Here is a 23,709-nt window from a genome sequence, read left to right on the forward strand (position 1 = left end):
AAACGGCTTGCATCTTGGCAAGGTCTGCCGGAGCAGCAAATGCTTGGACGACGTCGCGGCGGCCGGGAACAGGCATGGCGGCGGATCATTCCGCCGCCGCCTCCTCGATTTCGTGGCTGCCGAGGAAGCCGCCGGACTGGCGGCTCCAGAGGTCGGCATAGATTCCGCCGGATGCAGCCAGTTCCTGGTGCGTGCCCATCTCCACGATCCGGCCCTTGTCGAGCACGATCAGCCGGTCCATCTCGGTCAGCGTCGACAGCCGGTGGGCAATGGCGATCACCGTCTTGCCCTCCATGAGAGCGAAGAGGTTCTCCTGGATCGCGGCTTCGACCTCGGAGTCCAGGGCAGATGTCGCCTCGTCGAGAACCAGGATCGGCGCATCCTTGAGAAAGACGCGGGCGATCGCGATCCGTTGCCGCTGTCCGCCGGAGAGCTTCACGCCGCGCTCGCCGACATGCGCGTCGAGCCCAGTCCGGCCCTGCATGTCGGAGAGGCCCTGGATGAATTCCCAGGCATTAGCTCGCTTGGCCGCCTCGATGAGGTCGGTATCGCTCGCTTCCGGTTTGCCGTAACCGATGTTGTCGCGGATGGACCGGTGCAGCAGCGACGTGTCCTGCGTCACCACGCCGATCAGCGAGCGGAGGCTCTCCTGCGAGACCTGCGCGATATCCTGGCCGTCGATCGTGATCCGGCCCGCCTCCAGATCATAGAAGCGCAGCAGCAGGTTCATCAGCGTCGTCTTGCCGGCACCCGAACGTCCGACCAGCCCGACCTTCTCGCCGGCGGCGATATCGAGCGTCAGGTCCTCAATCACGCCCTTCTTCTTGCCGTAGTGGAAACGGACGTTCTCGTACCGGATATGGCCCTTCTTCGCCTGCAACTGCGGCGCGCCCTTCTTGTCCGTTACCTCATGCGGCTTCGTCATCATCGACATGCCGTCATAGACGGTGCCGATCGCCTCGAAGAGCGCCGAAATCTCCCACATGATCCACTGCGACATGCCGTTAATGCGCATTGCAAGGCCGATCGCCACCGCGACCGAGCCGACCGAGACCTCGCCCGTCAGCCAGAAGCCGATGCTGGCCGCTGCCACCGCGAAGATCGTCACCGCATTGTTGAGATCGACGCAGATGTTGAGAAGCGAGATCTGCCGCATCTGCCGGTGGACCGTTCCCAGGAACTCGTCCATGCCCTCGCGCGCATAGGTCTCCTCCCGTCCCGCGTACGAGAACAGCTTGACGGTACCGATATTGGTATAGCTGTCGACGATCCGGCCCGTCATCATCGAACGCGCGTCTGCCTGCTCGCTCGAAAGCTTTCGGAGCTTCGGGATGAAGTGCCAGAGGATCAGGCTGTAGAACACGAACCACAGCACCAGCGGCACGACGAGCCGCCAGTCGACGACGATCACCAGCGCCAGCATCGAGACGAAGAAGCTGATCGCGTAGACAAAGACGTCGATGATCTTCAGCACCGCCTCGCGGATGGCGAGCGAGGTCTGCATCACCTTGGTGGAAACGCGGCCCGCGAACTCGTTGGCGAAGAAGGTCATCGAATGCCGCAGCAGGAAGCGGTGCATCTGCCAACGGGCGATCATCGGGAAATTGCCGGCCAGCACCTGGTGCATCGTCATCGTATGGAGCGCACCGGCAAGCGGCAGCACGACGAGCAGCACCGCCGCCATCCAGAACAGCCTGCCGCCCTCCTGCTCAAGGAAAGTCGCGCGGTCGGCATCCGACAGCCAGTCGATGATATTGCCGAGGAACTGGTAGAGGAACACCTCGGCGATGGCGATCACCATCGAGCAGATCCCGAGCAGCAGGAGCCAGGGGGCCGTCGGTTTCGTATAGTGCCAGCAGAAGGCGAAGAGCCCCTTCGGCGGAAGGCCCGGCTGGTCCTGGGGATAAGGATCGACGCGACGCTCGAACCACGAAAACATCGTCATTCTCCATAATGACTGCCCGGGACAGGCCCACGAAATCGGCGTGGCAGTCCGGAAGGCAAGAGAAACCTAGATATGAGGCGGCAGGCGGCCGCAAACAAAGCAGAAGGAGACAGGAGGAAGACCGCGCCTAGGCTCGCAAGCGGGCGGCCCCTGACAGAAGGCGGGTACTCACGGCAAGATCCATGGGGGCCTCCTGATGCTGGCTTGAAAGGGTTATCTAGCCATGTTCGTCGCAATTTGGAAGGGTCAATCACCGCAGGCTGAGGAGACCGCCCTGCCGCCGCCTGTCCGTTGCCAGCCCCTCCAGCCGCCCTGCCGGCTTTGACTACCGCCGCCGGATCGCCTAAGGGCAGATCATGTTGGATCTTCACATCGCACTCTATCAGCCTGATATTCCGGGCAATACCGGAACCATCCTGCGCCTTGCCGCCTGCCTCGGGCTGAAGGTCCACATCATCGAACCCACCGGCTTCGACATCTCCGATCGCAACCTCAGGCGAGCCGGCATGGATTATCTGGCGAGCGCCTCCTTGACCCGCCACGTCAACTGGCAGGCGTTCCAGGAGTGGCAGCAATCCTCCGGTCGCAGGCTGATCCTGGCTTCCACAAAGGCCGCCTTGCCCTATGTTAGGTTCGAGTTCCGTCCCAGCGACGTGCTTCTCTTCGGTCGTGAGAGCGCCGGCGTTCCGGATCATGTCCATGAGGCGGCCGATGCCCGCCTTCTCATTCCCATGGTGGAAGGGCAGAGGTCGATCAACGTCGCCATGTCCGCGGCCATGATTGCCGGAGAGGCATTGCGCCAGACGATCTGGTCCTGAGGCCGGAACTGCACGGAAGACAGTCGCATGCGACATCTTCCTTAACCAATCTTCCGGCATATTTTCTTTAGCCGGCAACAGAACTACGTTGTCCTGAACGGACCGCTTCGGAATTCGGCATGGAATCGACGATCGTCATCATCAATCTCTTCGGCGCGGTGGCCCTGCTGCTCTTCGGCCTCGCCCAGGTGAAGGACGGCGTCACCCGCGCTTTCGGCTCCCGACTTCGCAGCGGGCTCGCGACCGGCACCCAAAGCGGCCTCCGCTCCTTCGTCTCCGGCTTCCTCGCGACTATTGCGCTGCAGAGTTCGACGGCGACGGCGCTGACCGTCGCCTCCTTCGTCGAACGCGACCTGATCCGCCCGCGCATGGCGCAGATCGTCCTGCTCGGCGCCAATGTCGGCACCGCCGTCACCGCATGGATCGTCGCGACCGGCATCGAGTGGCTCTCGCCGCTTCTGATCCTCGCCGGCGTCGTCATCCACCGCGGCGGATCCAGTGCCCGCAAGGGCGGCGGTACGGCCCTGATCGGCATCGGCCTCATGCTCCTGTCGCTCCATCTCCTGTCCATGGCGACGGAACCCATGCGGGAATCCCCGGCGCTCGCCGCCTTCGTGCGCCTGCTGGACGGCGCCTGGCCTGTTGCGCTGGCGCTGACCGCCGTGCTGGCCGTGGTGTCCTCCTCCAGTCTCGCCGTCGTCGTCCTCGTCCTGTCGCTCTCCTCCACCGGTGCACTGTCCACCGAACTCGTTATCGTCCTGATCCTCGGCGCCAATCTCGGCGGCGCAATTCCGCCGGTGCTTGCAACATTCTCGGGCCCCGCCTCCGCCCGCCGCATCACCACCGGCAATCTTGTGGTCCGGGCCATCGGCTGTCTGATCGCCCTGCCGCTGGTCGTCTTTGCAGCCGAACTGCTGGAAACGCTGCCGCTCAATCCGGCAAAGCTGCCGGTCGACGCCCATCTGGCCTTCAACATCGTCCTGGCGCTCCTCGCCTGGCCCTTCTCGGGCCTTCTCTCCAATTTGATGAAGCGTCTCATTCCCGCCGCCGAAGATCCGGACACCGGCCCTAAGTTCCTCGACGCCCAGGCGCTTTCCACCCCTGTCGTGGCACTCGCCAACGCAACGCGCGAGGTTCTGCGCGTCGGCGACCTCATCGAGCGCATGCTCATCCGTGTCGAGAACGCCTTCAAGAACAACGACCTCGCGCCGCTCGCAGAGATCGAAGCACTGGAGAAGCGGGTCGACAGCCTGCAGCAGGAGGTCAAGATCTACCTCTCCAAGCTTGGCCGCGAGGGGCTCGAGGGAGAGAACCTGCGCCGGTCGCTTGCCGTGATGGACTATGCCATCAACCTGGAGCACACGGGCGATATCATCGAGAAGGGTTTGGGCGAGCAGGTCCGCAAGAAGATATCGAGCAGCCTCAAGTTCTCAGAGGACGGCTACCAGGAGTTGAAGAACCTCTTTGACCTCACCATCGAAAACCTGCGCATCGCCCAGACCATCTTCGTCACCGGCGACTTCGACCTCGCACTCAGGCTGATGGAGATGAAGGTCGACGTCCGCAAGGCCGAGAAGCTGTCGGCAGAACGACATCTGGAAAGGCTCCGGGACGGGCGCGTGGAGAGCCTGCAGACGAGTTCCCTGCATCTCGACATCCTCCGCGACCTGAAGCGCATCAACGCCCATATCGTCTCCGTCGCTCACCCGATCCTGGACGATAGCGGTCTGCTGCGGGAGAGCCGCCTGCGCCAGGCCGAGCCCGGCGCCTGAAGTCGCAAGCCTCGTCGTCATGACGCGCCTCCCCGCCTGACCTGAGCAAGGACCGGCATCCCAAGCCGCACGGCCAGCGAACCGCATGCAACGGCGAGTGCCGCGAGCCCGGCCAGACCCCATGCTGCGGAAAATCCCGCGGCCCCGATCACCGGTTGCGAAATGAGCGGCGACAGGAACTGGCCCAGGAAGATGCTGGAGACCAGCAGGCCGGATAACCGGCCACGCATCTGCGGCGGCGCAAGCAGCATCACCACTCCGGCGAAGTTCGGCATTACGGTTCCCATGCCGATGCCCGAGATGGCCAGCGCCATCAGCACCCCTGGGTAGCTGTCCGCGAACGACAGCAGCGCGAAGGCCGACCCGATCGACCCGAATGCCAGTGCAAACACACCCATCACACCCAATCGCTGCCGTACCCTTGCGAACAGCAGCGCGCTGATTACGCCCACTCCCTGCCCGAGACCGATCGCTCCGCCGGCCAGGCTCGGTGATGGATGTCCCATCGACTTCAGGAAGAAAGGCAACTGCGTCGGGATCATGTAGAAGACGACCATGTTGAAGATCGCGCCGACCAGCAGCAATCCGAGGAGGATCGTCGTTCGCCGGTCGAGCGGCCGCGCCTCCAGCATCCTCTGTGCCGCCGTCGACCGTTGCGGTTCGGTGATGAAGAACAGCGCGGCCGGAAGGAGCAGGAAGGCGAGCGCATACACCAGGAACGGCATGCGCCAGTGGATTTCGGCGAGCAATCCGCCGCCCGTCAGGAACAGGGTCCCGCCAAGGCCCACGAACGCCTGCTGCAGGCCCATGTAACGGTCACGAGCAGCGCCGGCAAAATAATCCCCGACGAGCGCCGTCGCCGAGGTCATGATGCCGCCGACGGCAATGCCCAGCACCGCACGCCCGATCAACAGGCCAGGCAGCGTCTCGGCAAACAAACCCGACGATCCGGCGAGTGCGAAGGTCGCCAGCGCGAGGATGAGCAGGGGCTTGCGCCCGAACCGGTCGATCAGGAAGCCGGCGACCGGCGAGAACCCGGCGATGAAGATCGCCGACAGCGTCAGGACGAACCGGCTCAGCAGGTCGACATTCGGCGTGCCCTGGAAATTGGCCTCTATGCTCGGCAGCGACGCGGCGATCGCTGCGCCCGACATGATTGTCAGCGAACTGACGGCCAGCATTGTCGCATTGCGGGCGCGGTGGGTTTCCGGGGCCAGGACAGGCCCGGCAGACGGAAGTGAACGGAAGGCCATCACGCCACCTCCCTGAGGACGACCTTGTCCCGGCCGTGTTTCAGTGTCGTCATCCACCAGCCCAGTTGCACGACGAGCGTGCGAAGACGTCGCAGCACGTCCTCCGGCTCACGGGGATTTCCCTCCGCGTCAAACCGTTCCCAGGCATTGGCGAAGCTGACCGTCTCGCGGATTGTCGCAGCACCAACCTCGGCGAATACCTGTCGCAACTGCTCGACCGCTCGCAAGCCGCCCGACACGCCGCCATAGCTCACGAAGGCCACCGGCTTTGCCGACCAGGGCTTCTGGTAGCAATCGATCAGGTCCTTCAGCGCCGCGGGGTAGCCATGATTGTATTCGGGCGTCACGACGAGGAAGCCGTCCGCGCGGGCAAGGTCGCGGCCGATCCGTCGCTCGACCTCTGTCCGTGCCATTGAAGATCCGGCATTCAGATGGGCGGGATCCACCGTGAGGATATCGGCCGGCATCATGTCCGGCAGGTGCTGAAGCAGCCAGTCCGCGACCGTGTCGCAGAAGCGGCCGTCGCGCGCGCTGCCATAGATGAGGGCGAGCGTCAGTCTTGGTTTCATGGGTTGCTCCCTGGTTTGCGTTCAAGAGAGCACCTGCTATAAAACCTCAACTATAGTTGAGGTCAACAGCGACAACCGAGAAAAAATGAACGAGAAGATTCACGAAGCCATCCGGCGGGAACTGTCGGTTGGAGAAATCGCCCGGCGCAGCGGCGTCGCGGTCTCGACGCTGCACTTCTACGAGACGAAAGGGCTAATCGAGAGCTACCGGAACAGGGGCAACCAGCGCCGCTACCGGCGCTCCGTGTTGCGTCGGGTCGCCGTCATCAAGGTCGCTCAGAAGACCGGCATCCCATTGGCCGAGATCCGAGAGGCCCTTTCCGTTCTGCCGCATGATCGCCCGGTCACCGCCGAGGACTGGCGCAGGCTGTCGGAGACCTGGAAGCAGAAACTGGATGAACGGATTTCCAGCCTGACGGCGCTACGCGACCACCTCACCGGCTGCATCGGCTGCGGCTGCCTCTCCATGACGGACTGTCCGCTGCGCAATCCCTACGACGTGGTGGGTGAAAAGGGTCCCGGGCCGGTATTCCTGGAGGAAGAGGCGGGAAAGCAGGTTTCGGACTGATCAGTCGGCGCTCGGCAGCCGCCGCATGGTGAACTCGATCTGGTCGCCGTCGAGCTGCCGCCAGCTCTCGACCTCCGTCCAGTAGGCGGCCTTGGGATATTCTTCGAACCATTCCCGCGCCTTCTCGCGGGCCTCCTCGCGCGACAGGCGGAAGGTTTCCCGCACGAACATCGACGGACGCCCGGCCTTTTCACGGCGGTGCCGATCGATCCTGCGCTTCAGGCCGTCCAGTGGCGGCGCGGTAAACTTCGTCACGCAATCTACCTCTCTGGGCTGAAGATAATGCGCTGGCTCGTCTAATGCGAGTCGGAATTGCCGCAGAGCGGGTGGGATTGGCCGTCGAAAGCCGTTGCTGCTAAAGGAGTTCTGAACAGAGAATCGTCGAACGAGGGTAAATCGTATGGAGCGGCCAGTTTTGCCGAAGGGTCTGCCGGCAGACATCGAGGAGAAGAAGGCGGCAGCGAAAGCCTGGTTCGAGAGCATCCGCGACACCATCTGCGCCTCCTTCGAAGCGCTGGAGGACGAGCTTGAAGGTCCTCTGTCCGATCAGCCTCCCGGACGTTTCGTGGCAAAGGATTGGCTGCGCGAGGAAGGCAAGGGCGGCGGCGGCCGCATGTCGATGATGGAAGGACGCGTCTTCGAGAAGGTCGGCGTGCACACGTCGACGGTGCACGGCGAGTTCTCACCCGATTTCCGCAGCCAGATGCCCGGTGCAGACGAGGATCCGCGCTTCTGGGCCTCCGGCATCTCGCTGATCGCCCACCCCGTCAATCCGAACGTGCCCGCGGTTCACATGAACACCCGCATGGTCGTCACCTCCAGCCAGTGGTTCGGAGGCGGCGCAGACCTCACCCCGGTGCTCGACCGGCGCCGAACGCAGGAAGATCCTGACAGCATGATCTTCCACCGCGTCATGGAAGTTACCTGCAAGCGCCACGAGGCCGTCGCCGACTACGACCGCTACAAGCAGTGGTGCGACGAGTATTTCTACCTGAAGCACCGCAACGAGGCGCGCGGCATCGGCGGCATCTTCTTCGACTGGCTGCATTCCGACGAGGAAAAGGGAGGCTGGCACGCCGATTTCGCCTTCGTCCAGGATGTGGGCCGCGCCTTCAACCTCGTCTATCCGCGGATCGTGCGCGCCAACCTCAACACGCCCTGGACGGAAGAGGATCGCGACGAGCAGCTTGTCCGCCGCGGTCGTTACGTCGAGTTCAACCTGCTCTACGACCGCGGGACGATCTTCGGGCTGAAGACGGGCGGCAACGTGGAATCCATCCTCTCCTCCCTACCGCCGGTGGTCCGCTGGCCATAGAAAATGCCGGAGAGACCAGTCGAAAGACGGCAGGATCAGACCCTGCGCGGCCGCTGCCACGACCGCACACGCAATATGTCGCATTTCTAACATTTGACATATTCAACGACGGCTATTGATGCTAGCCTTCTTCTGGTTGCACCGGAGGAGGAACGCGATGATTGCGTCGAATAGCATGCCAGTGCCGCAAAGGAGCGCCGCCGAAAGAGGATCGGAACGGGCTCGTCTCCCGGATACGCCCGAAATGATCGAGCACCTCGCCGAGGAACTCCGCTCGCGGGGAGATCCCTGCCTGCCGCGGGAATACTATCTTGAACAGGTCAGGCGGCAGCTTGCCGGCCGCACCGGTCTGACGGGCGCGGCAGCACGGGATCATGTGCTCGGCCGGCGGCATATTCCGCTTCAATCGGCCTCGGTGTTCCACGCCTGGGCACTGCGCGAGTAAGCCGGCGGGAACGCCTCCCTTTTTCTCTTGTTATCCCGAACGCGAAGGTATCTCCCGGATGCCTTCGCCGGCATTGAAAGGAGGACGCAATGAGACTGTTCGAATGCGGAACCCTGGTTCCCGGATGCTCCTGGCACACCCGCGCCGCAGAGGGCGCGGAAATTGTCCGTCGCGCGGTCGAGCATCTTCGTACGGCCCACGGTGAAGAGATCATCCGCGAAAACATGATCGAGAACATCAAGGCGCGAATCCGCGACGAAGCGGCGGCGGCCTGATTGCCGCCGGCTTCAGAGCGAGTTCCGTATCATCTCGTCTAGCCGCCCGGCCAAGGCGGTCCGGTCCGGCGTGAAATTTCGCTCGATCCAGAAGGCCTCCAGCACGGCCAGCACTTCACCGACGCGCTTCCCCGGCGGAACCCCGGCAGCGAGGACGTCGGCGCCCGTCAGTGGAAACACCGGCCTTCGATAGCTGTCGCAGCGCGCCAGAAGGACCGTCAGCCTTGCCGTCTTGCGCATCGCGACCGGATCGCCCGGCGCAGACGAGCGTGAGGCCGCCAGCGCCAACCTCAGGCGCATCCCGATCCCCTCCCTGCCGTGGCGATAGAGCAAGCGGTCGAACCCGACATCGGTCACCTCGTCCGGAAGGACTGGGGCCGCAGCCCAGGCCTGCAGCCTGGCAGCTTCGGCATTCGACATGCGCAAACGCCTGGACATCGCCTCCAGCCGGTCAGGATCATCGGGCACGATGGCCGCCAGCCGCAGCAGCGGATCGGGCTCCCATTTCAGCGCCTGCTCCGTCGCGACGAGCCCGTGCACCGCGTCGATGCCCCATTTCTCCGTCTCCGGCAGGATCTCCGTGAGCACCCCGGTTTGGCGCATCCATAGAAGGGCGCGGGACGGATCGGGAGCAGCCAGCAGCTTCTTCGTTTCGCTCCAGATACGCTCCGCCGACAGCGTCTTCAGCTTGTCCTTCGCCCTGGCCGACGCCTTGAGGCCTTCCGCATCCGGCCGTCCGCTGCCGTAATAGGCGAAGAAGCGGAAGAACCGCAGCACCCGCAGGTAATCCTCGGCGATCCGCGTCGCCGCGTCGCCGATGAACCGAACCGTGCGCTTCTCGATGTCGGCCAGTCCGCCGACGAGATCGATGACATCGCCCTTCTCGTCCGCATAGAGCGCGTTGATCGTCAGGTCGCGCCGTTCGGCGTCCGTCTTCCAGTCGGTTCCGTAGGCCACCTGCGCCCGTCTGCCGTCCGTTTCCAAGTCGCGGCGCAGCGTCGTCACCTCGAAGCCCTGGCCGTCCAGCACCAGAGTCACCGTGCCATGCTCGATTCCGGTCGGCACTGTCTTGATTCCCGCGGCCTTGGCACGCTCGACAACGGCCTCCGGCACCAGCGTCGTGGCGATGTCGATGTCACCCACCGCCATCCCCATCAGGGCATTGCGTACGGCGCCGCCGACGACGCGCGCCTCGCCGCCGCCAGCGTTTAAGACCTCCAGTATCCGCCGCAATGCCGGATCCCGGAACCAAGCCTGACCGGCGATCGAAGTCATGCATAGAGCCTTTCGTAGAGCGTACGGACAATGCTTGCGGTAATGCCCCAGATATACCGTTCATGATAAGGCAGTTCGTAAAAATGCCGTTCGCGCCCGTCCCACACACGGCTTCCGCGCCGGTGGTTTGCCGGCTCCATCAAAAAGGAGAGCGGCACTTCGAAGACCTCGTCTACCTCATCGGGATTGAGCTGCAGCTCGAAACCGCGCCGCACGACCGAAAGCACCGGCGTGATCCTGAAGCCGGTCGGCGCCAGGTAGTTGGGCAACCGCCCCACCGGCTCCACGAAGGCCGGCGAAAGGCCGATTTCTTCCTGCGCCTCCCGGATCGCCGCAGTCTCGGGCGAAGCATCGCCCGGATCGATGGCACCACCGGGAAAGGCGATCTGGCCGGAATGCTTGCGCAGCGTCGCCGTGCGCTGGGTGAAGATCACCTTCGCCCCGTCATCGTCGTCGACCACCGGTACGAGGACGGCCGCATCCTTCAGTCTGAGCCCCTCAATCACCGGCATGAGGTCAGGATTGAGAAGATGGTCTCCATGGTTGCGCCAGGACTGCTCTATCGGCCCGCCGTTCTGGTTGCCGGCGCGTTTCCTGAACTCGCCGGCAGAGTATAGAAGCGCATCATTCATGCGAAAGCATGTCCAGGTCTGCGGCAGGCATGATGGGAAACAGCTCGCCGGCCGATCGAACCGCGAACATGGCCACCCCTCCGACCTCCGCCGTTTCACCGAGTTCGACAAGATCGTACATCACCGCCCGTGACACCAGGGCTTCCAGCCTTCCGCGCACCAGCAGATAGGGCTTCAGCTCACGGTTTTCTCCCGCGATGACGAAGCGAAGCGGATGCTCCGCACCCGCCTCCACGACATCGCCGACATTAGTCCGGAAGGTCAGCACCTGCTCGCCGTCGCGTTCCGAAGCATTCATCTCGACGGCAAGAAAAGGCGCGTCCTGGACGCGGATGCCAACCTTTTCCACGGGCGTGACGAGATAGGTCCTGCCGTCCTCGTCCTTCCGAAGGACGGTCGAGAACAGGCGCACCAGCGGCTGCCGGCCGATTGGCGTACCCATGTAGAACCAAGTGCCGTCGGCGCGGATTTCCATGTCGAGGTCGCCGCAGAAAGGCGGATCCCATCTCTCCACGGGCGGCAGGCCGGGCTTGGCGCCCGTCTTCTGCTCCGCCGCACGCGATATCAGCGCAGCAAGTCCGGCGGCGTCTGTCGCTGTCTGAATGGTGTGGTCTGCCATCTTTCAGTCCCGGTTCCGCTCTAGCACTTCTGTCACGAGATAGTCATTCGAGGCGTTCTTGTCAGCCGCTTCTGCGGTAATAAGTTCTCCGGTAGGAACTGGTTGTTGCAGCGCAACGATTCGTCCCGGCCGGAAGAATACCCGGTAAGGCCTCAGGGAGAGCGACATGGGTCTGATGAATTCCACCGACACTGTTCTGGACGAGAAAGCCGTTGTCGCCGCAGCCGAACAGGCGCTCGCCGACATCGCCGCCGTGCGTGCCGAGGTCGCCAAGGTGATCTTCGGACAAGAACGGGTGGTGGAAAACACCCTGCTCGCGCTCCTTTCCGGGGGGCACGCCCTTCTGGTCGGTGTTCCCGGGCTTGCGAAGACGAAGCTGGTCGCCACGCTGGGTGCCGTGCTCGGGCTTGATTCCAGCCGTATCCAGTTCACGCCGGACCTGATGCCCTCCGACATCCTCGGTTCGGAAGTCATGGACCAGGACGATACCGGCCGCCGCTCCTTCCGCTTCGTGAAGGGGCCGGTCTTCGCCCAGCTCCTGATGGCCGACGAGATCAACCGCGCCTCGCCGCGCACCCAGTCCGCCCTGCTGCAGTCCATGCAGGAATACCACATCACCGTCGCCGGCCACCGCTACGACCTGCCGGCGCCTTTCCATGTGCTCGCCACCCAGAACCCGCTGGAGCAGGAAGGCACCTATCCCCTGCCGGAGGCCCAGCTCGACCGCTTCCTGCTGCAGGTCGACGTGCTCTACCCGGAGCTCGATGCCGAACGCCAGATCCTGCTCGAAACCACCGGCACCTCGGAAGCCAAACCACGCGGCATCATCACGGCGTCGCGGCTGCAGGAAATCCAGGCGCTGATCCGGCAGATGCCGGTGAGCGACAAGGTGGTGGATGCCATCCTGGCCCTCGTCCGCTCCGCCCGGCCCGGCCACGGCAATGCCGCGACGGACAAGAACGTCGCCTGGGGTCCCGGACCCCGCGCCGGCCAGTCCCTGATGCTCACCGCCCGCGCCCGCGCCCTCTACGAAGGCCGGCTGGCGCCCTCGCTCGACGACGTCTACGCGTTGGCCGAACCGGTGCTCCAGCACCGCATGGCCCTCACCTTCGCCGCCCGTGCGGAAGGCATGTCCATTCGCGACGTCATCGGCGGACTGGTCAAGCAGGCCAGGGGCTGACGGCGCACCCATAGGAAGGACTGCCTGTGGCACCGATCGGCGAAATCGTTCAGCAAACGTCGGGAAGCGAGGTCCTGTCGCGCGCGCAGTCGCGCGCCGCGCTCGTGCCGGACTGCATGGTCGAGGCCAAGCGGATCGCCAATACCGTGATCGCCGGCTGGCATGGCCGCCGCAAGCGCGGTGTCGGCGAGAACTTCTGGCAGTTCAGGCCCTATGCGGAAGGCGAAAGCCTCTCGCGCATCGACTGGCGCCGTTCCGCCCGCGACGATCACACCTATATCCGCGATCGTGAGTGGGAGGCCGCCCATACCGTCTGGCTGTGGTGCGACCTGTCGCCGTCGATGATGTACAAGTCGAGCTTCGGGACGGTCTCGAAGGAAAGCCGCGCCCTGGTGCTCATGCTGGCGCTCGCCGAAATCCTGGCGCGCTCCGGCGAGCGGATCGGCTGCCCCGGCGTCATGGAGCCCGTTTCCGCGCGCAACGCGGCCGAGCGACTTGCCGCTGCCATCATGCACGCACCCCCGACGAACGGCCTGCCGGAAACGGCGATGATCCGCGGCCACAGCGACCTGGTGCTGATCGGCGATTTCCTGGACGATGCCGACCGGATCATGGAGCGGCTCTCGCCGCTCGCCCGTCGCGGCCTGCGCGGGCATGTGGTGGAGATCGCCGATCCGGCCGAGGAAACCTTCCCCTATTCGGGACGCACGGAGTTCACCGATCCGGAAACCGGCGAGAAGCTGGTTTCCGGGCGCGCCGAAACGATCCGGGAGGATTATCAGCGCGCCTACCTGCTCCGGCGCGAGACGCTCGGGGATTCACTGCGCCGCCTCGGCTGGAGCTTCGTCTTCCACCGGACCGACCACCTCGCCTCCGAGGCTCTGATCGCCGTTCACGGATACCTATCCGGCATGCCCGCCGCCGCCGTTGCGGGGGGACGCCGATGAGCGCCTTCGCCTTCGCCAACCCCGCGATCCTTCTCGGCCTGCTGGCGCTGCCGGTGATCTGGTGGCTGCTGCGGCTCACGCCGCCGCGTCCGAAGACGGAGGTCTTCCCGCCGCTGCGCATCCTGGCAAGCGTTTTGAAGCGCGAGGAAACCCCGGCCAAGAGCCCGTGGTGGCTGACCCTGCTGCGCATGCTGCTGGCGGCCGCCCTGATCCTCGCGATCGCCGATCCCGTCCTCGATCCGCGTACCGGCTCGTTGAGCGCAGACGGTCCGCTGGTCCTCGTGGTCGACAACGGCTGGGCGACCTCGACAGACTGGGACCGCCGCATCGAGACCGCGGAAGCGCTGATTGCCGATGCGGAAGGCGCCGACCTGCCTGTGTCCATCACATTCACCGCGGACCCGACCCACGATGCCGTGCCGGCAAGTGCCGCCTCGGCGCGGGAAAAGCTGGCGGCCGCCCGGCCCCGGCCGTTGGTCCCCGAGCGGGAGCGTGCCGCCAATGCAATCGGCGAAGCGTTGAACGGCACCGCCCCGGGCACGCTTGTCATCCTTTCCGATGGGTTGTCGGCGGCCGGCGACGAGGCCGCACTTGCCACCCTGGGTGGTCTTGCACCAGCCGATATACGGCTCATCGCAGGAGACGGCGTGAGCGCCGTAGCCCTCACCTCCGCCACCAACAGTGCCGAAACCATGTCCGTCACGGCGACCCGGCTGCCGGATGCGGCGGTCCGCAGCGTTTCCGTCAGCGCCCTCGACATCCAGGGCCGCCCGCTCGCCTCCGGCACGCTGCAATTTGCCGCCGGGGCCGCGACCGCCACCGCAGAGATCGAGGCGCCGTTCGAGCTGCGCAACGATTTTGCGCGCCTCGGCATCGACGGGCTGGCGACCGCCGGCGCCGCACATCTCCTCGATGACGGCTTCAAGCGCCGCCGCGTGGCTCTGCTCGCCGGCGAAAGCGGCAGCGACTTCCAGCCGCTGCTCCAGCCGCTCTACTATATCAGCCGGGCCCTGCAGCCCTATGCCGACCTGATCGAGCCGACGACGGCGGATCTGTCGGTCTCCATCCCGCAAGTGCTGGAACGCAATCCGTCCGCCATCATCATGGCCGATGTCGGACGCCTTCCCGCCGGTGCATACGAACCGCTGCAGCGGTGGATTTCCAGGGGCGGCACCCTGATCCGTTTCGCCGGACCGCGCCTTGCCGCCGCACCCTCCGACGACCCGCTCGTGCCGGTCATCCTGCGGCAGGGGGAACGTACGCTCGGTGGTGCGCTCTCCTGGTCCGAACCGCAGCCGCTGGCAGATTTTCCGGATTTCGGCCCCTTTGCAGGGATGCCGCGCGCCGCGGACGTGACGATCAACCGGCAGGTGCTGGCGCAGCCGACACCGGATCTCGCCGAACGCACATGGGCAAGTCTTGCCGATGGCACGCCGCTCGTAACCACGAGGGAACAGGAGGCCGGCCGCATCGTTCTCTTCCACACCAGCGCGGAAGCCACGTGGTCGAACATGCCGCTGTCCGGAAACTTCGTTGAAATGCTGAGGCGTCTCGTGCAGATGGCACGCGCGGGCGGCGCCACCACAACGAGCGATGGAAGCGAGGCCGCTTCCTCCGCCCTTCCGCCCTATCGCCTGCTTGGTGCCGACGGCATACTCACCACCGAGACCGGAACCGCCAAGCCCATATCCATCACTCCCGGGCGGACGCCGTCCGCAAGCTTCGACCACCCGCCCGGCCTCTATGGAACCGAAGACGGCTTTTCCGCCGTCAACCTCCTTGCTCCCGGAACGGAACTGTCGGCCTTCCAGGCCGACCTGATCGGCCAGTCGGTCGTCCGCGAGGCGCTGGCGGGCGAAGAAGCCACGTCCCTGCGGCCGCACCTTTTCGCCCTCGCCTTCCTGCTGATCCTGCTCGACAGCCTGGTCGTGCTCTTCATGAACGGCGCCTTCTCGCGCCTTCCCCGTGTCAAACGCGCGGCAGCCGCGATAACCGCCTTGGCATTGCTCCTCGCATTCCATCCGGACCCGGCAGGGGCACAGGATGCGAAGCCCGGCGACGAACTGCTCATGCAGCGGCTGGACACGACGCATCTCGCCTATGTCGTCACCGGGGATGCGGAGGTCGACAGGCTTTCGGAACAGGGCCTGGCGGGGCTCAGCGAATTCCTCACCTACCGCACGACGCTGGCGCCGGGCGCCCCTGTCGGCCTCGACATCGCCACCGACGAGCTCTCCTTCTATCCGATGATCTACTGGCCGATTTCCGCCAGCGCTCCGATGCCGTCGGCGGCAGCGATCTCCCGCATCGACGCCTATATGCGCAACGGCGGCACCGTTCTCTTCGACACGCGCGACCAGATCTCCAGCCTCGACGGTTCCGGCACGACCTCGGCCAATGGCGAGCGGCTCCAGGCGATCCTCGCCAATATCGACATTCCGCCGCTGGAGCCGACGCCGGAAGACCACGTGCTGTCCCGGTCCTTCTACCTGTTGAACGACTTCCCCGGCCGCTACGCGGGGAGTCCGCTCTGGGTGGAGGCCCGGCAGGAGGCAGCGGAGACCAACAGCGAATTGTCGTCGTCCGGCGACGGGGTCACGCCCCTTCTGATCACCGGAAACGACTTTGCCGGCGCCTGGGCGGTCGACAATCAGGGTAACGCGCTGCTTCCCACCGTTCCGGCTGACGAGATGCAGCGGGAATATGCCTATCGTGCGGGCGTGAACATCATGATGTATATGCTCACCGGCAACTACAAGTCCGACCAGGTCCATGTGCCGGATCTGCTCGAACGGCTCGGGCAGTAGGGAGCGGCCGGAAATGACGCTTGATTTCGCCCCCTTCCTTCCCTGGCCCGTCCTTGCAGGACTTGCGGTCCTCGCCTTACTCTTCTCCGCGCTCAGCCTGTGGCGGCGCATCCGCGGCGCGACATTGCGGACAGTGGCCCTCGCGGCTCTCCTGCTCGCTCTCTCCAACCCTCTGCTGATGCAGGAGGATCGCGAGCAGCTTTCGACCATCGTTCCCATCGTCGTGGACCGCTCCCAGAGCCAGGCGATGGCAGGGCGGAGCGAACAGACCGACCAGGCCCTTGCCGAACTGGAGGAACGCTTCTCGCGTTTCCCGCGGATCGAGACGCGCATCGTGGAAGTCGAGGATGATCCCGACACCGATGCTCCCGCGACGCGACTGTTCGGCGCGCTCTCCTCGGCCATTTCCGACGTTCCTCCGGGGCGCGTCGGTGGCGCTGTCTTCCTGACGGACGGACAGATCCACGACCTGCCTCCCGTCAACCAGGAGCTTGCCGTCGGCGCCCCCATGCACGGTCTCGTCACCGGCCGGCCGGACGAATTCGACCGGCGTGTTCAGGTGGTGCGGGCCCCGCGCTTCGGCATTGTCGGCGAAGAACAGGAAATGACGCTCCGGGTCTTCGACGACGGGCGGAGCGACGGCGGCACTGCCGACATCACCGTCCGTATGAACGGCGAGAAGATCGCGACGCTGCAGGCAGCGCCGGGGGCGGAACTGCCCTTTTCCTTCACCGTGCCGCGGGGCGGCGGCAACGTCATGGAGTTCTCCGTCGCGGAGGTGCCCGGAGAAGTCACGGCCGTCAACAACCGCGCCGTCCACGTCATCGACGGCATCCGGCAGAACCTGCGCGTGCTGCTGGTCTCGGGGGAACCGCATGCTGGCGAGCGCGCCTGGCGCAACCTCCTGAAGTCGGACGCCTCCGTGGACCTCGTGCACTTCACGATCCTGCGTCCTCCGGAGAAGCAGGATGGTACGCCGATCAACGAGTTATCGCTGATCGCTTTCCCAACGCGTGAACTCTTCGTGGAGAAGATCGAGGACTTCGACCTCATCATCTTCGACCGCTACACCCACCGCAACGTCCTGCCGATCCTGTATTACGACTACATCGCCCAGTACGTGCAGAACGGCGGGGCGCTTCTCATCGCTGCGGGCCCCGAGCACGCGGGCGACAGTTCGATCGCTGCCACACCGCTCTCGCAGGTTCTGCCGGCCGAGCCGACCGGAGAGATCCACAATGCCGGCTTCTACCCCCGCCTGTCCGACGAGGGCCGCAAGCACCCCGTCACCCGCGGGCTCGACGGAGCGGGCCAGGAACCGCCCTCCTGGGGTCGCTGGTTCCGTTCCATTGATGTGGCGCAGCCGCAGGGCGAAACCGTTATGCTCGGCGACCAGGGTCGCCCCCTGCTCGTCCTCAACCGCGAAGCCGAGGGCCGGGTCGCCATGCTGCTGTCCGACCACGGCTGGCTCTGGGCACGCGGTTTCGAGGGCGGCGGCCCGCATGTTTCCCTTTATCGCCGCATCGCCCACTGGCTGATGAAGGAGCCGGAACTGGAGGAGGAAGCGCTGACCGCGCGGGCCGTGGGACGCACCCTGGAAGCGACGCGCCAGACCATCGGGGCAGACCCCGGCCCGGCGACAATCACCTATCCCTCCGGACGGAGCGAGACGGTACCGCTCACCGAAAGCGGGCCGGGTCTTTTCCGCTTCGAGCGCCGGATGGAGGAAACCGGGCTCTTCGAGGTGAAGAACGGCGAGTTCTCGACGCTGGTGCATGTCGGCACCGTCGATGCCCCCGAATTCAAGGCGATGATCTCGACCGAGGAGACACTGGCGCCCTATGCCGGGAAGTCGAAGGGCCTGGCGACGCGGGTGGCCGACGGTGACGGCATCGCTCTGCCCGATATCCTGCCGGTACGCGGCGAGGTCCGGGTGCAGGACCGCAACCGGATGGTGATCCGCCTCACAGACGAGACCGTGCTGCGGGGTATCAACACGATCCCGCTCTTTGCGGGCTTCGGCGGGCTGTCGATCCTGCTCTTCGCGGTCGCCGCCATGTGGTGGCGCGAAGGCCGTTAGGGATAACCCTTTTTCCGGCTTCCCTCCCCTTGCCGCTGCTGATATCCGGCACGCCGTTCCACCACGACCGGCGTGCTGCATGCTTCCCGAACTGACGATCACCGACCATTTCACTCCGGAGGAGGAGCAGGCGATACTCGACCGCCTGCAGGCCTACAACATCGAGAATTTCGGGCCAACGGACCGAAAGGATCTCGCCATCCTCCTGCGTGACGATGCCGGCGAGCCGGAAGGCGGACTTCTCGGGCGTACCGGCCGCGGCTGGCTCTACGTGCAGATGCTGTTCGTTCCGGAGCACCTTCGCGGCCAGGGCCTCGCAAAGAGGCTGCTGTCGATGGCGGAAGAGGAAGCCCGGCGCCGCGGCTGCGTCGGCGCCTATCTCGACACGATGAACCCGCAGGCGATGCCCTTCTACCTCAAGCAGGGATACGAGATCATCGGCACGCTGGAAGGCCTCACCGGAGGCCATTCCGTCACCTGGCTGAAGAAGCGGCTCTGATCCGGATCAGGCCAGCGAGGCCGCACGGGTTTCCGCATCGATCAGGAAGGCTGCCACGCCGGCCAGAAGCAGCAGTGCCGCGAAGATTGCGATCGCCAGGCCGAAGCTCTGCGCCACGACCAGCGCCATCAGCGACGGCGCCAGGAGCCCGCCGAAGCGGGCCATGGCGCCCGCCGCCCCCATGCCGGTCGCACGCGATGCCGTGGGATAAAGTTCCGGGGTGAAGGCATAGAGCGCTCCCCAGGTGCCGAGCAGCGCAAAGCTCATGATCAGCAGGGACGCGCCGATCAGGATCCCGCTGCCGGCAACGACGAAAAGAAGGCAGCCGATGGCCGACAGCAGGCAGAAGCCGACGAGCGTCGGCCGGCGCCCCCATTTCTCCACCCCGTAGGCCGCCAGAGCATAGCCGGGAAGCTGGGCGAGCGCGACGAGGACGAGGAATCCGTAGCCGCGCACGAAGCCGAAGCCCTCGCCCGCCAGCCGCGGCGGCATCCAGGTGAAGACGCCGTAGTAGGAAATCGAAACGAGGAACCAGATCGCCAGGATGAGCAGGCTGCGACGGCGGAGCTCGCCCGCGAAGATCCGCGCCTCGCGAACCGGGGCCGGCACCGCCAGTTGCTGGCTGGCCGCGATCGGATGCTTGCCGTTGACCACCAGGATCTGGTCGATGATCGACTTGGCCTCGTCGCCCCGCCCCGTCCGCATCAGGTAGAGTGGCGATTCCGGCACGAGGAAGCGCAGCCCGAAGCCCATCAGCGCCGGCAGCGCCGTGACCGCGAAGATGTAGCGCCAGGCATCCTCGACGCCTGCGAGGCTGGTCGCCCAGGCGGCGAGCGCGACGATCAGCGTTCCGACCGCCCAGAAGCCTTCGAGCAGCACCAGCCAGCGGCCGCGGTTCTTCGCCGGCAGGAATTCCGCCATCATCGCATAATCCACCGGCAGCGTGCCGCCGACCGCCATGCCCGTCAGGAAACGCAGGAGAAGAAGGACCGTGAAGTCAGGCGCGAAGATCGACAGCGTTCCGAAGATCGCGTCGCAAAGGACCGTGACGATCAGGACGTTCCGGCGGCCGATCCGGTCGGCGAGCCTGCCGAACCCGATGGCGCCGATCAGCATGCCGAGAAAGAACAGCGTTCCCGTCTGCAGCGCCTGCGGCACCGTCAGCCCGAAGGTCGCGGCGATCGATGATGCGGTGAAGCCGACAGCGAGGACCTGCATGGCGTCTGCCGCCCATACAAGCCCGAAAATGCCGATCAGTCTCTTCTGATACGTCCCCGCCCCGGCGCGGTCGAGCGCCTCGTCTATCGTGATCGTCGTCATACCACCGTCCCCTGTGCTGACGAAACACCGGCAGGCCTGAGGTCAGGCCGAAGCCTCACTTAGAGGACTTGTCCTATTCGCGCCAGAGAATTGTTCCTTTGAGACGCTCGTGGACGTCGCCGGCCATCGGCACCACGAGAACCCGTGCCGGATCCACCGGACCGGGAAATGCCAGCGCACCGTATGCCACCTTCTCGAATCCGAGCGGCATGTAATATGGCGGATCGCCGACCAGGATCACCGCTTCCGACCCTTTCCGCCGGGCCGCGTCGATTGCGATCCGAACCAGTTCGCGGCCAATTCCCCTGTTCTTGTGCGATGGACGGACCGCAAGCGGGCCGAGCAGGTGCCCCCTTACCGAACCGGCCAGCACCGGCGTCATCCTCACGGAAGCGATCGTCTCGCCGTCATCGGCGCAGACGAAGGACAGCGCCCGGTCATGCGGACCCTGCTCACGAATGCGTGCCGCCGCGCGCGTATGCCGTCCCGGCCCGAACGCTTCCGCGTTGATAAGTTCGATGACGGCATCGTGGGACGCGTCCTCGGTCAGGTAGACAAGATCGTGCTTGGGCGAAAGTTGCGGAGCCATGGTGAAACCGAAGCCTTGGTAGTTACGGGCAGGACAGATGATCTGGATGACGCTCATGGAGCGCCATGTCAGTGGATCAGCGTCGTCGCAGTGCCCGTGCTTCGGTCATGAGGGGTCCCGGAATTGTGGCAAGCCAGATAGCAGCAAATATTGCCGGCGCCAAGATGAAAAACACATCGTTCGCAGACCAGCCTCTCGCAATTCTCCGCACCTGCGGCAAGTATACCTGGCAGCGAAAGGAGATGCCGATGGGAAGACTGGTCGAGGGAGAATGGCAGGACGTCTGGTATGACACCAAGGCGACCAGGGGACACTTCAAGCGTTCGGAATCGCGGTTCCGCAACTGGATCACGGCCGACGGCTCCCCCGGCCCCAGCGGCGAAGGCGGCTTCAGGGCGGAGCCGGGGCGCTACCACCTCTACGTCTCCTATGCCTGTCCCTGGGCTCACAGGACGCTGATCTTCCGGAAACTGAAGCGCCTCGAGGACCTGATCTCCGTCTCGGTGGTCGACTACGTCATGCTGGAGAACGGCTGGGAATTCAAACGTGGCGAGGGATCGACCGGAGATCATCTGTTCGACTGCGACTTCCTCTATCAGGTCTATCTGAAGGCCGACCCCCGCTACTCCGGCCGGGTTACCGTGCCTGCACTGTGGGACCGGCAACGGAACACGATCGTCTCGAACGAGAGCGCCGAGATCATCCGCATGTTCAACGCCGCCTTCGACGGCCTCACCGGCTCGACTGACGACTACTATCCGCAGGATCTGCGGGATGGGATCGACGCGATGAATACGCTGGTCTACGACACCGTCAACAATGGGGTCTACAAGGCGGGCTTCGCGACAACGCAGGAGGCCTACGAGGAAAACGTCGTCCAACTGTTCGCGACCCTCGACAGGCTGGAGGAGCGCCTGGCAACCAGCCGCTACCTCTTCGGCGACCGGATCACCGAAGCCGATTGGCGGCTCTTCACGACACTCGTCCGTTTCGACACAGTGTATGTCGGGCACTTCAAGTGCAATATCCGCCGCATTGCCGACTATCCGAACCTGAACGGTTATCTTCGCGACCTCTATCAGGTGCCGGGCGTGGCTGAGACCGTGCACCTCGATCACATCAAGGGCCACTACTACCGCAGCCACACGACCATCAACCCAACCGGCGTCGTACCGGTGGGGCCGGCACTGGACCTCGACACGCCCCACCGGCGCGACAGCGTGGGGGCCTGACTCACCACATATCCGAGGGAGGCTCCTGCCCCGTCAGTTCACGAATGCGCCTCAGCGTTGCGGAGGTGACGTCCTTCGGCAGATCGTCCAAGGCAAAGAAGCCGCTTTCGGCAATCTCGCGGTCCGGCGGGCGCGGTGCGGTCTGCTCCACCTCGACCCTGTAGAAAAGCACGTGGTCGCGCTTGCTGACCAGCCGGTTGTAGTAGACGTGAAAAAGCTGCGGCGCGGCCGTCATCACCAGATTGCCTTCTTCGCGCAATTCCTTTTCGAGCGCCTGGAGCACCGTCTCGTGCCGCTCGACGCCGCCGCCCGGAAGGTACCAGCCCGGCACATAGGTATGGCGCACCATGAAAATGCGCCCCTCCCTGTCGAAGCACGCTGCGCGCACGCCGAGCGTCATGCCGCGCCTCAACATGAAGAACCTGTGGAAAAGCCACACCGCAAGACGGCTTTTGAGGCCGCTGACCTCCGGAATACCCGGCCCCGTCATCTCATGCTCCCGTGCGCCGAGAAAAGGGATAACGAAACGGCGGCTCATGCGTTATGTGTGCGCCATGTTCAAGTTCGCGCATATTTCCGACATCCATCTCGGGCCGCTTCCCAAACTGACGCTCCGTGAACTGTTCTCGAAGCGGATCACCGGCTTTGTGAACTGGCACCGCAACCGGCGCAAGCACCTTTTCGTCAACACGCTCGACCTGCTGCTGAGCGACCTGAGGACACGTGAGCCGGACCACCTCGTCATCACCGGCGATCTTGTCAACCTTGCGACGGGCATCGAGATCAAGCTGGCCGCGGAATGGCTGGAGACCATCGGAGACCCCCGGGAGACAACCGTCGTACCAGGAAACCACGACGCCTATGTGCGCGGCGCCCATGACCGTTCCGTCAAGGCCTGGTATCCCTTCATCATTGGCGACGAAGGCACGCGCAACTGGGACGACGAAACCAAGATCTTCCCGACCATCCGCCGCCGCGGGCCGGTCGCCATCATCGGCTGCTCGACGTCGGTGGCCACCCCTCCCTTCTCCGCCTCCGGCTATTTCAGCCCGCGGCAGGCCCGCGAGACGGTCAACCTCCTGAAGAAGGCGGGCGAAGAAGGACTGTTCCGGGTCGTGCTCATCCACCATCCGCCCATCCACGGCGCCGCCTCCTCCCACAAGCGCATGATCGGCATACGCCGTTTCGCGGCCGCGATTTCCACCGGCGGAGCCGAACTGGTCCTGCATGGTCATACCCATCTCAACACGATCTACTGGCTGAAGAGCCATCACGGGCAGGTGCCGGTCGTGGGAATTGCCTCGGCATCCCAGGGGCCATACGGGCACAAGCCGCGCGCGGCCTACAACCTCTTCACCCTGTCGGGGGAGCCCGGCGCCTGGAACCTCGTCTGCGACCGCTACAGCCTGACGGAGGCTGGCGATGCGGTCGCGCTCGATAACAGCCGCCTCTTCTATGGGGAGGCGATTTCACCGATGTCGGTCCCGGAAGCGGCACGGATGATTTAGGCGCCGGCGTTGTCGAATCGCCACAATCCCTTCATATCTGAAGGTTAACCACCTCGGCCAT

The 23,709-nt window shown here is 64.8% G+C and carries 23 protein-coding genes; 13 read left to right on the plus strand and 10 right to left on the minus strand.

Features of this window, described 5'->3' with window-relative positions; translation table 11 throughout:
* Window positions 1–85: 85 nt before the first annotated feature.
* Window positions 86–1,939 (minus strand): ABC transporter ATP-binding protein, encoded by a 1,854-nt coding sequence (locus RTCK_RS02205; protein WP_142591231.1) that lies wholly within the window; start codon window positions 1,937–1,939, stop codon window positions 86–88.
* A 362-nt stretch (window positions 1,940–2,301) separates the two neighbouring features.
* On the opposite strand from RTCK_RS02205, the gene RTCK_RS02210 reads away from it, so the two are divergent.
* Both RTCK_RS02210 and RTCK_RS02215 read left to right on the plus strand, forming a co-directional pair.
* A complete protein-coding gene (locus RTCK_RS02210) occupies window positions 2,302–2,763 on the plus strand; it encodes a tRNA (cytidine(34)-2'-O)-methyltransferase (RefSeq protein ID WP_142591233.1) in 462 nt (153 codons plus the stop codon).
* A gap of 119 nt (window positions 2,764–2,882) precedes the next feature.
* Window positions 2,883–4,535 carry a Na/Pi cotransporter family protein gene (locus RTCK_RS02215; protein WP_142591236.1) on the plus strand — a complete coding sequence of 551 codons (1,653 nt, stop codon included), beginning with the start codon at window positions 2,883–2,885 and terminating at the stop codon, window positions 4,533–4,535.
* Window positions 4,536–4,552: 17 nt separating this feature from the next.
* Here RTCK_RS02215 and RTCK_RS02220 read toward each other — a convergent pair whose 3' ends face one another.
* Both RTCK_RS02220 and RTCK_RS02225 read right to left on the minus strand, forming a co-directional pair.
* Complete coding sequence (locus RTCK_RS02220; RefSeq protein WP_142520085.1) at window positions 4,553–5,788, minus strand: MFS transporter; 1,236 nt, start codon at window positions 5,786–5,788, stop codon at window positions 4,553–4,555.
* Window positions 5,788–6,357 (minus strand): NADPH-dependent FMN reductase, encoded by a 570-nt coding sequence (locus tag RTCK_RS02225; protein WP_142591238.1) that lies wholly within the window; start codon window positions 6,355–6,357, stop codon window positions 5,788–5,790. Before RTCK_RS02225 ends, RTCK_RS02220 begins: the two co-directional genes overlap by 1 nt.
* Before the next feature lie 85 nt (window positions 6,358–6,442).
* Here RTCK_RS02225 and soxR point away from each other — a divergent pair, with 85 nt between their 5' ends.
* Entirely contained in the window at window positions 6,443–6,925 is a 483-nt protein-coding gene (gene soxR, locus RTCK_RS02230; protein ID WP_142520083.1) for a redox-sensitive transcriptional activator SoxR, read from the plus strand.
* Here the strand turns inward: soxR and RTCK_RS02235 are convergent, their stop codons facing one another.
* On the minus strand, window positions 6,926–7,180 hold the full coding sequence (locus RTCK_RS02235) for a hypothetical protein (protein ID WP_142520082.1): 255 nt from the start codon (window positions 7,178–7,180) through the stop codon (window positions 6,926–6,928). It lies immediately after the preceding gene.
* A gap of 145 nt (window positions 7,181–7,325) precedes the next feature.
* On the opposite strand from RTCK_RS02235, the gene hemF reads away from it, so the two are divergent.
* The 3 genes from hemF to RTCK_RS02250 all read left to right on the plus strand — a co-directional run bounded on the left by hemF (window position 7,326) and on the right by RTCK_RS02250 (window position 8,960).
* Window positions 7,326–8,240 carry an oxygen-dependent coproporphyrinogen oxidase gene (gene hemF, locus RTCK_RS02240; protein WP_142591240.1) on the plus strand — a complete coding sequence of 305 codons (915 nt, stop codon included), beginning with the start codon at window positions 7,326–7,328 and terminating at the stop codon, window positions 8,238–8,240.
* 244 nt (window positions 8,241–8,484) lie between these two features.
* Window positions 8,485–8,685: a hypothetical protein gene (locus RTCK_RS02245; protein ID WP_142591242.1), complete on the plus strand. Its 201-nt coding sequence runs from the start codon at window positions 8,485–8,487 to the stop codon at window positions 8,683–8,685.
* 89 nt (window positions 8,686–8,774) lie between these two features.
* Window positions 8,775–8,960: a DUF1059 domain-containing protein gene (locus tag RTCK_RS02250; RefSeq protein WP_142591244.1), complete on the plus strand. Its 186-nt coding sequence runs from the start codon at window positions 8,775–8,777 to the stop codon at window positions 8,958–8,960.
* Between the two features lie 12 nt (window positions 8,961–8,972).
* On the opposite strand, the gene RTCK_RS02255 is transcribed toward RTCK_RS02250, so the two are convergent.
* From RTCK_RS02255 to RTCK_RS02265, 3 genes are read right to left on the minus strand one after another with little or no spacing between them, the layout of a single operon-like run.
* A complete protein-coding gene (locus RTCK_RS02255) occupies window positions 8,973–10,235 on the minus strand; it encodes a CCA tRNA nucleotidyltransferase (RefSeq protein ID WP_142520078.1) in 1,263 nt (420 codons plus the stop codon).
* On the minus strand, window positions 10,232–10,867 hold the full coding sequence (locus RTCK_RS02260; protein ID WP_142520077.1) for a CoA pyrophosphatase: 636 nt from the start codon (window positions 10,865–10,867) through the stop codon (window positions 10,232–10,234). The genes RTCK_RS02255 and RTCK_RS02260 overlap by 4 nt, the downstream gene beginning before the upstream one ends.
* Window positions 10,860–11,486, minus strand: a complete 627-nt coding sequence (locus tag RTCK_RS02265) for a DUF1285 domain-containing protein (RefSeq protein WP_142520076.1) — start codon at window positions 11,484–11,486, stop codon at window positions 10,860–10,862. Before RTCK_RS02265 ends, RTCK_RS02260 begins: the two co-directional genes overlap by 8 nt.
* 166 nt (window positions 11,487–11,652) lie before the next feature.
* On the opposite strand from RTCK_RS02265, the gene RTCK_RS02270 reads away from it, so the two are divergent.
* The 5 genes from RTCK_RS02270 to RTCK_RS02290 all read left to right on the plus strand — a co-directional run bounded on the left by RTCK_RS02270 (window position 11,653) and on the right by RTCK_RS02290 (window position 18,999).
* Window positions 11,653–12,666, plus strand: coding sequence for an AAA family ATPase (locus RTCK_RS02270; protein ID WP_142591246.1), 1,014 nt, complete (start codon window positions 11,653–11,655; stop codon window positions 12,664–12,666).
* A gap of 26 nt (window positions 12,667–12,692) precedes the next feature.
* Window positions 12,693–13,613, plus strand: a complete 921-nt coding sequence (locus RTCK_RS02275) for a DUF58 domain-containing protein (protein ID WP_142591248.1) — start codon at window positions 12,693–12,695, stop codon at window positions 13,611–13,613.
* Window positions 13,610–16,420, plus strand: a complete 2,811-nt coding sequence (locus RTCK_RS02280; RefSeq protein ID WP_142591250.1) for a DUF4159 domain-containing protein — start codon at window positions 13,610–13,612, stop codon at window positions 16,418–16,420. The genes RTCK_RS02275 and RTCK_RS02280 overlap by 4 nt, the downstream gene beginning before the upstream one ends.
* Window positions 16,421–16,433: 13 nt before the next feature.
* Window positions 16,434–18,500, plus strand: coding sequence for a hypothetical protein (locus RTCK_RS02285; RefSeq protein WP_142591252.1), 2,067 nt, complete (start codon window positions 16,434–16,436; stop codon window positions 18,498–18,500).
* 79 nt (window positions 18,501–18,579) lie between these two features.
* Window positions 18,580–18,999, plus strand: a complete 420-nt coding sequence (locus tag RTCK_RS02290) for a GNAT family N-acetyltransferase (protein WP_142591254.1) — start codon at window positions 18,580–18,582, stop codon at window positions 18,997–18,999.
* 6 nt (window positions 19,000–19,005) lie between these two features.
* Here RTCK_RS02290 and RTCK_RS02295 read toward each other — a convergent pair whose 3' ends face one another.
* Both RTCK_RS02295 and RTCK_RS02300 read right to left on the minus strand, forming a co-directional pair.
* The gene (locus RTCK_RS02295) at window positions 19,006–20,319 is read right to left on the minus strand and encodes an MFS transporter (RefSeq protein WP_142591256.1); all 1,314 of its coding nucleotides are present in this window, start codon (window positions 20,317–20,319) and stop codon (window positions 19,006–19,008) included.
* Between the two features lie 73 nt (window positions 20,320–20,392).
* The gene (locus tag RTCK_RS02300; RefSeq protein WP_142591452.1) at window positions 20,393–20,908 is read right to left on the minus strand and encodes a GNAT family N-acetyltransferase; all 516 of its coding nucleotides are present in this window, start codon (window positions 20,906–20,908) and stop codon (window positions 20,393–20,395) included.
* Between the two features lie 248 nt (window positions 20,909–21,156).
* On the opposite strand from RTCK_RS02300, the gene RTCK_RS02305 reads away from it, so the two are divergent.
* Window positions 21,157–22,140, plus strand: coding sequence for a glutathione S-transferase family protein (locus tag RTCK_RS02305; RefSeq protein ID WP_142591257.1), 984 nt, complete (start codon window positions 21,157–21,159; stop codon window positions 22,138–22,140).
* Window position 22,141: 1 nt separating this feature from the next.
* Here RTCK_RS02305 and RTCK_RS02310 read toward each other — a convergent pair whose 3' ends face one another.
* A complete protein-coding gene (locus RTCK_RS02310; protein WP_142520068.1) occupies window positions 22,142–22,630 on the minus strand; it encodes an NUDIX domain-containing protein in 489 nt (162 codons plus the stop codon).
* A 64-nt stretch (window positions 22,631–22,694) separates the two neighbouring features.
* Here RTCK_RS02310 and RTCK_RS02315 point away from each other — a divergent pair, with 64 nt between their 5' ends.
* A complete protein-coding gene (locus RTCK_RS02315; protein WP_142520067.1) occupies window positions 22,695–23,648 on the plus strand; it encodes a metallophosphoesterase family protein in 954 nt (317 codons plus the stop codon).
* Window positions 23,649–23,709 lie beyond the last annotated feature (61 nt).

Origin of the sequence: Pseudorhizobium endolithicum (assembly GCF_902153245.2) — a bacterium.
Classification (GTDB): Bacteria; Pseudomonadota; Alphaproteobacteria; order Rhizobiales; family Rhizobiaceae; genus Neorhizobium; species Neorhizobium endolithicum.